The following is a 6443-nucleotide window of genomic DNA, read 5'->3' as shown; positions in this document are numbered from 1 at the left end:
ACGGCTTGGCTGCTGCGACTCCCCCTCAAGGGGGGAGTGATGGGAAGAATGAGGCGCAGGCTTGCCCCTGGCTTGAACAGGGGCGGGAATAGCGGGGTAGGCTGGGCGGCGGTGGGAGCCTTTTCCCCTCGATTGCGTAACGGCTAGGCGGCCCCATACGTGCCGTTGCACGGCGTCGGCGGCCTGGAGTAGAATACGGGCGCGGGGTGGAGCAGTCTGGCAGCTCGTCGGGCTCATAACCCGAAGGTCGCAGGTTCAAATCCTGCCCCCGCAACCAGCTTCCGAGACTCTCCCGCGGCAAGGGACAACCCGCGCCAGGAGGGCACGGCTCGGGCCCGGAAAGGACCCGAAAGAGAAAGGGCACGGCATTGCAAGTCATTCTGCGCGAGAAGATTTACCGGCTGGGAGATATCGGCGACGAGGTGCGGGTGCGCCCTGGATATGCGCGCAATTACCTGTTCCCCAAAGGGAAGGCGGTACCCGCCACGCAGGAAAACCTGGCCCAGGTCGAACGCGAACGCGAGCGCCTCGCCAAAGAGCAGGCAACGGCCCTCGCCGCCGCGCGGGAACGGGAGGCCGCGCTGGCGCAGGTCGCCATCACGGTCCATGCGCGCAGCGGACTCGAAGGGAAACTGCATGGTTCGGTAGGGCCGGCCGAGATCGCGGAGGCGGCGACGCAGGCGGGGATCGAGCTGGCCCGCAGCGAGGTGCAAATGCCGGAAGGGCATATCTCCACGCAGGGAGAGCACCAGATAAAGGTGCTGTTGCATCCCGACCTGCGCGTACCGGTACGGGTGGTAGTCGTCTCGGAGTCTTCGGAGCCCCCGCGGGGCAGCGAGGCCCCGGAGGAAGAGGAGACGCCGGAAAAGGAAAAGCAGGCGCAGGCACCGGAAAACGAGACGCCGCCGGAACCGTCATGAGCGTCCGCCGCCGGGCGGCCCGTCCCCCGTGCGGCGCGTGTTGGAGCCTGGCTGGCGGGGGGTGGACAGGGTGGACTTTGTGGACAGGGTGGACTTTGTGGACAGGGTGGACAGGGGGGCGGGGGCAGTGGCGGCGACGGCCCACCCCGCCATTCCCGCACCCCATCCCGCCATTCCCGCACCCCACCTCGCCATTCCTGCGAAAGCAGGAATCCAGCATATGAAGCGCGCGCTTCGCGCTCCTTTCCGGCGAATCGGGGTATGCTGAATGTCTTCCGCGCCTAGCGAATTGATTTCCGAACCGTCCTCCCGGGCGTTGCGGGTTCCGCCTCACTCGATACCCGCCGAACAGGCGGTGCTGGGAGGGGTGTTGCTGCACCCCGCCTCCTGGGACCAGATAGTCGAGCTACTGAGCGAGGAAGACTTCTACCATCCCGGTCACCGCCTGCTGTTCCGCGCCATCGCCGCCCTGCGCGCGGAGACGCGCGCCGCCGATTTCCTCACCCTGGCGGAGTGGTTGCGCGCCCACGGCGAACTGGAAAAAATAGGCGGCGACGCCTACCTGGCGGAACTTTCGGAGGGGACTCCCAGCGCCGCCAACGCGCGCGACTATGCCCTGATCCTGCGGGATTGCTCGGTGCGGCGGCAACTCATCGAGTCCGGCACGCAGATCGCCGCCACGGCCTATGCGACCGGCGCGCTCTCCATGGAACAGCTCGTGGACCAGGCCGAACGCTCGATCTTCGAGATCGCCAGCAACCGGATGCGAGGCCGCGACAGCTACCGCACGCTCGCCAATGTGTTGGCCGGGGCGCTCGACCGGATTGACGAGCTGAAGGACAAGAACAGCCACATCACGGGAATAGCGACCGGCTTCCACGATTTCGACGAGCTCACCAGCGGCTTGCAGCCCTCCGACCTGATCGTGATCGCGGGGCGGCCCTCCATGGGCAAAACCGCCTTCGCCATGAACATCGCCGAGCATGCCGCCATCAGGGAGGAGCGCAAGGTGGCGATCTTCAGCATGGAAATGTCCGGGCAACAGCTGGCCACGCGCATGCTGGCCTCGCTGGCGCACGTCAACCAGCAAAAATTACGCACGGGCCAGCTGCACCCAGACGACTGGAAGAATCTGGACTGCGCAATCAAACTCATGGAGCGGGCCCCCATCTTCGTGGACGACACTCCGGCACTCTCCCCCACCGCGCTCAGCGGCTGTTGCCGCCGAATGGCCAGGGAGCGGGGGCTGGATTTGGTGGTGATAGATTACCTGCAATTGATGCATATCCCCGGTTCGGTGGAGAACCGGGCCACGGAGCTCTCCGGCATCTCGAACGCCCTGAAGGCGCTGGCGAAAGAGCTGGACATCCCGGTGGTGGCGCTGTCCCAGCTGAACCGAAGCGTCGAGCAGCGCACCGACCACAAGCCATTGATGTCCGACCTGCGCGAGAGCGGGGCCATCGAACAGGACGCCGACCTGATTGCATTCGTCTATCGCGACGAGGTGTATCATGAAGACTCCCCCGACCGGGGCACCGCCGAGATCATCGTAGGCAAGCAGCGCAACGGCCCGATCGGCACGGTCAAACTTGCCTTCCAGGCCCGCTTTACTTGTTTCGAGAATTTAGCCAAGGAAGACCGCTTTCCCGCGCCGGCGGGCTGAGGGGACCAGGGGTTGCACCGGCCGACCCATGCAATCATAGATTTGAATGCCGCCCGCCGGAACCTGGAGCGGGTGCGGAAATGGGCGCCCGGGCGGCGCCTCATGGCCGTGGTGAAGGCAGACGGGTACGGCCACGGCATCGAACGGATCGCGGACGCCTTCGCCCTGGCGGACGCCTTCGGCGTCTGCTGTCTGGACGAGGCGCATGCCCTGCGCCGCAGCGGCCGGGAACAGGAAGTGGTGCTGTTGGCCGGCTGCGCCGCCGCGGAGGAGTTGCGCGAGGCGGCGGCCCTGAAGCTGAGCGTAGTGGTGCACGACGAGTCTCAGTTGCGGCTGCTGGAGCGGGCTTCCCCGCGGCAAACGGTACGCGCCTGGCTAAAAATTGACAGCGGGATGCACCGCCTGGGATTCGCGCCGGAGGCGGTTGCCGATGCCTGGCGGCGGCTGCGCGGCATCGCCTCGGTGAAGCCGCCGGTCCGGCTGATGACGCACCTGGCCGCGGCCAGCACCCCGGGGCACTCCTTAAACGCGCTGCAACTGCGACGCTTCTCCGAGTGCGTAAACGGGCTGGAGGGAGAACGCAGCATCGCCAATTCCGCCGCCCTCATGACGCTGCCCGAGAGTCATGCCGACTGGCTGCGGCCGGGGCTGATCCTTTACGGGGCCTCGCCGCTGCCGCAAGGCAACGGCACGGCGGCGGGGTTGCGGCCCGTAATGAGCCTGCGCTCCCGGCTTATCGCCGTGCGCCAGATGCGCGCGGGGGAACGGGTCGGCTACGGCGGCAACTGGTCCTGCCCCGCCGACATGCCGGTGGGAATCGTCGCGGCGGGATACGGCGACGGCTATCCCCGCCATGCATCCGCCGGCACGCCGGTGCTGGTCGGCGGAAAAATGGCGGCGCTGATCCCGCCCGCCTCCATGGATCTGCTGGCCGTGGACCTGCGCGCCTGCCCGCGGGCGAAGATCGGGGACCCGGTAACCCTCTGGGGCAAAGAGCTGCCGGTGGAAACGGTGGCGGCGCGGGCCGACACCATCCCTCACCAGCTCCTGTGCTCGCTCGGGCGCCGGGTGCGTATTGTCGAACGTGGCCTCTCCTAAGCCGCGATTCGAGTGCCGGGACTGCGGCGCGATGCTGTCCCAGTGGGCCGGGCGCTGCCCCGATTGCGGCAATTGGAATACGCTGCAGGAGACGCTTGCCGCCCCTGCCGCCGCGATGGGGCGCCGCCAGGCGGCAGCGGCCGGCCGCATCCTGTCCCTGAAAGATCTGGCAACGGCGGAGGAGCCGCGCCAAACCACCGGCATCGGCGAATTGGACCGGGTTCTGGGCGGCGGATTGGTGCCGGGATCGGCGATCCTGATCGGCGGCGACCCGGGCATCGGCAAGTCCACCTTGCTGTTGCAGGCACTGGCCGCTCTGGACGCCGCCGGCGTCGCCTCGCTGTACGTCACCGGCGAAGAATCGGCCGGCCAGGTGGCCAGCCGCGCCCGCCGCCTGGGGCTGAACCCGGGCGGCCTGCGCCTGCTGGCCGACAACGACCTGGAGCGGCTCCTGGCCGCCGCCGACCGGGAGCGCCCCGCCGTGCTGATCGTAGATTCCATCCAGACCCTGTCCAGCGACTCCCTCAGCGCCGCCCCCGGCACCGCGACCCAACTGCGCGAGTGCGCCGGGCAGTGCGTGCGGCTGGCCAAGCGCGCGGGGATGGCCGTATTCCTGGTGGGACACGTGACCAAAGAAGGCGTGCTCGCCGGGCCGCGGCTGCTGGAACACATGGTGGACACCGTCTTGTATTTCGAAGGCGACGGCGGCAGCAGGCACCGGCTGTTGCGGGCGGTCAAGAACCGCTACGGCGCAGCCAACGAACTGGGAGTCTTCGCAATGACGGACCGCGGCCTGCGCCCGGTGGACAACCCCTCGGCGCTGTTCCTGTCCGGCGCGCCGGGAGAGTCTCCGGGCAGCGTGGTCATGATCACCCGCCAGGGCAACCGGCCGCTGCTGGTCGAGGTGCAAGCCCTGGTGGACGACTGCCACACCGCCTCGCCCCGCCGTCTGGCCCTGGGGCTGTTCCAGCACCGGCTGGACATGCTGCTGGCCGTGCTGCACCGGCACGGCGGCATCGCCGTCGGCTCGCGCGACGTGTTCGTCAACGTCGTCGGCGGCATCCGTATCGGCGAGACGGCAGCCGACCTGCCGATCCTGCTGGCAGTCGCCTCCAGCCTGGCGGAGCGGCAACTGCCCCGCGACCTCGCGGCCTTCGGAGAGATTGGCCTGGCGGGAGAGATCCGCCCGGTGCCGGGCGGCCCGGAGCGGCTGCGGGAAGCGGTCAAACACGGCTTCCGCCGCGCCATCGTGCCCGAAGCCAACCGGCCGCGAGGCCGAATGCCGGGCATCACGGCCATACCCGCCGCCCGCCTTGCGGAGGCGCTCAGTCTGCTGCGGGCGGAGGCCCCTCCGTAGCCGGTTCGCCCTCCCCGTCCTCCTTCCCGTCCTCCTCCCGCTCCGCGTCCTCTCCCCGGCCCAGGTCCTCGATCTTGACGACCTTGACCGCGTTGGCGGAACTCTGCGTGATTTCCATGGCGTAACTGCCTATGCGCAGGCTGGTGCCTGCCCCGGGTATGCTCCCCAGGCGCTCCAGAATCAAACCGTTGACCGTGTGCGCTTCCCCCATCGGCAACTGCCACTTCATGCGCCGATTGAGCTCCCGGATGCTGAGCGCGCCGTCCACCAGGCAACTGCCGTCGCTCTGGCGGCGCAGTTCCCGGCCCATCGCCCGGGCGGGAAAAGTGAACTCGCCGACGATCTCCTCCAGGATATCCTCCAGGGTCACCAGCCCCTGCACCATCCCGTACTCGTCCACCACCAGCCCGACCCGCTCCCTGCCCTGCTGGAAATGAACCAACTGGGCATGCAGGGAAGTGCCCTCGGGAATGTAATAGGGCTCCTCCAGCAGTTCGGCCAGTCGTTCCTGCAAGGATTCCTCGGGCTCGGCATACAGCCGGGGCAGCTGGCGGCTATGCAGAATACCCACCACCTGGTCCAGCGACCCCCGGCAAACCGGCAGGCGGGTATAGCGGCAACGCCCCAGGGCGCTTTGGATCTCGGCAGGCGTCTGCTCGAGGCGCAGCACCGCCACCTCGCTGCGCGGCACCATGATCTCGTTCACCGTAACCTGCTCGAGCTCCAGGATGTTCAGCAACATACTCCGGTGGTGGTGCGAGATCATGCCGCTCGCCTCACGCACCAGGAACTGCAACTCCTCCTGGCCCAGGGGGGCGGTCGCGTCGGCCGGACGGCGGTGCAGGCTCAGTAGCCGCATCAGGGCGTTGGTGATGGTGTTCACCAGCCACACCAGGGGGCGCGTCAAGCGCAACAGCGGCTCCAGCACCCAGGACGCCGGAAAGGCAACCCGCTCCGGGTACAAGGCGGCCACGGTCTTGGGGAACAACTCGGCGAAGATCAGGATTGCCACGGTCAGCATGCCCGTGGCCAGCGCGATCCCCGCGTCGCCGAGCAGGCGCAGGCCAATCACGGTGGCAATGGCGGCCGCCAGGATATTGACCAGGTTATTGCCCAGCAGGATCAGGCCGATCAGCCGTTCCGGGCGCTTCAACAAACGCGCGGCGCGCATCGCGCCCCGGTGACGCTTGCGCGCCAAGTGCCGCAGCCGGTAACGGTTCAAGGCCATCATGCCCGTCTCCGAACCGGAGAAGAAGCCAGAAACGCAGATCAGCAGCAGCAATGCCGCCGCCAGAGTCGGTAGGGGAATATCGTCCAACAGTCCTTTGCGATTGACGCCCGGGGGGCTATTTTCCCCGAAGCCCGGCCCCTATGGCAAGGGCTTGCGCGAAACCCACACTCCCCC

General features: G+C 67.9%; 4 protein-coding genes, 1 tRNA gene and 1 pseudogene. 5 read left to right on the top strand and 1 reads right to left on the bottom strand.

What is annotated here, in order from left to right:
- Positions 1–200 precede the first annotated feature (200 nt).
- The 5 genes and pseudogenes from OXU43_04255 (at position 201) to radA (ending at position 5038) form a co-directional block, all read left to right on the top strand.
- Positions 201–277, top strand: a tRNA-Met gene (locus OXU43_04255).
- Positions 278–368: 91 nt separating this feature from the next.
- Positions 369–812: pseudogene (gene rplI / locus OXU43_04250) on the top strand (50S ribosomal protein L9).
- Between the two features lie 376 nt (positions 813–1188).
- Positions 1189–2583 carry a replicative DNA helicase gene (gene dnaB / locus OXU43_04245; protein ID MDD9824366.1) on the top strand — a complete coding sequence of 465 codons (1395 nt, stop codon included), beginning with the start codon at positions 1189–1191 and terminating at the stop codon, positions 2581–2583.
- Between the two features lie 12 nt (positions 2584–2595).
- A complete protein-coding gene (alr, locus tag OXU43_04240; GenBank protein MDD9824365.1) occupies positions 2596–3681 on the top strand; it encodes an alanine racemase in 1086 nt (361 codons plus the stop codon).
- Positions 3668–5038: a DNA repair protein RadA gene (gene radA, locus OXU43_04235; GenBank protein MDD9824364.1), complete on the top strand. Its 1371-nt coding sequence runs from the start codon at positions 3668–3670 to the stop codon at positions 5036–5038. The genes alr and radA overlap by 14 nt, the downstream gene beginning before the upstream one ends.
- Here radA and OXU43_04230 read toward each other — a convergent pair.
- The gene (locus tag OXU43_04230; GenBank protein ID MDD9824363.1) at positions 5007–6356 is read right to left on the bottom strand and encodes an HlyC/CorC family transporter; all 1350 of its coding nucleotides are present in this window, start codon (positions 6354–6356) and stop codon (positions 5007–5009) included. The genes radA and OXU43_04230 overlap by 32 nt on opposite strands.
- Between the last annotated feature and the right edge of the window lie 87 nt (positions 6357–6443).

It is taken from the genome of Gammaproteobacteria bacterium (assembly GCA_028817255.1).
Lineage (GTDB): Bacteria > Pseudomonadota > Gammaproteobacteria > Porifericomitales > Porifericomitaceae > Porifericomes > Porifericomes azotivorans.
Note: the sequence above shows the minus strand (reverse complement) of the source record. Positions and strands in the feature narration are given on the sequence as shown.

Bases quoted from the DNA above. Each gene is read 5' to 3' on its own strand.
- dnaB (MDD9824366.1), top strand. From the start codon at position 1,189: ATGTCTTCCGCGCCTAGCGAATTGATTTCCGAACCGTCCTCCCGGGCG.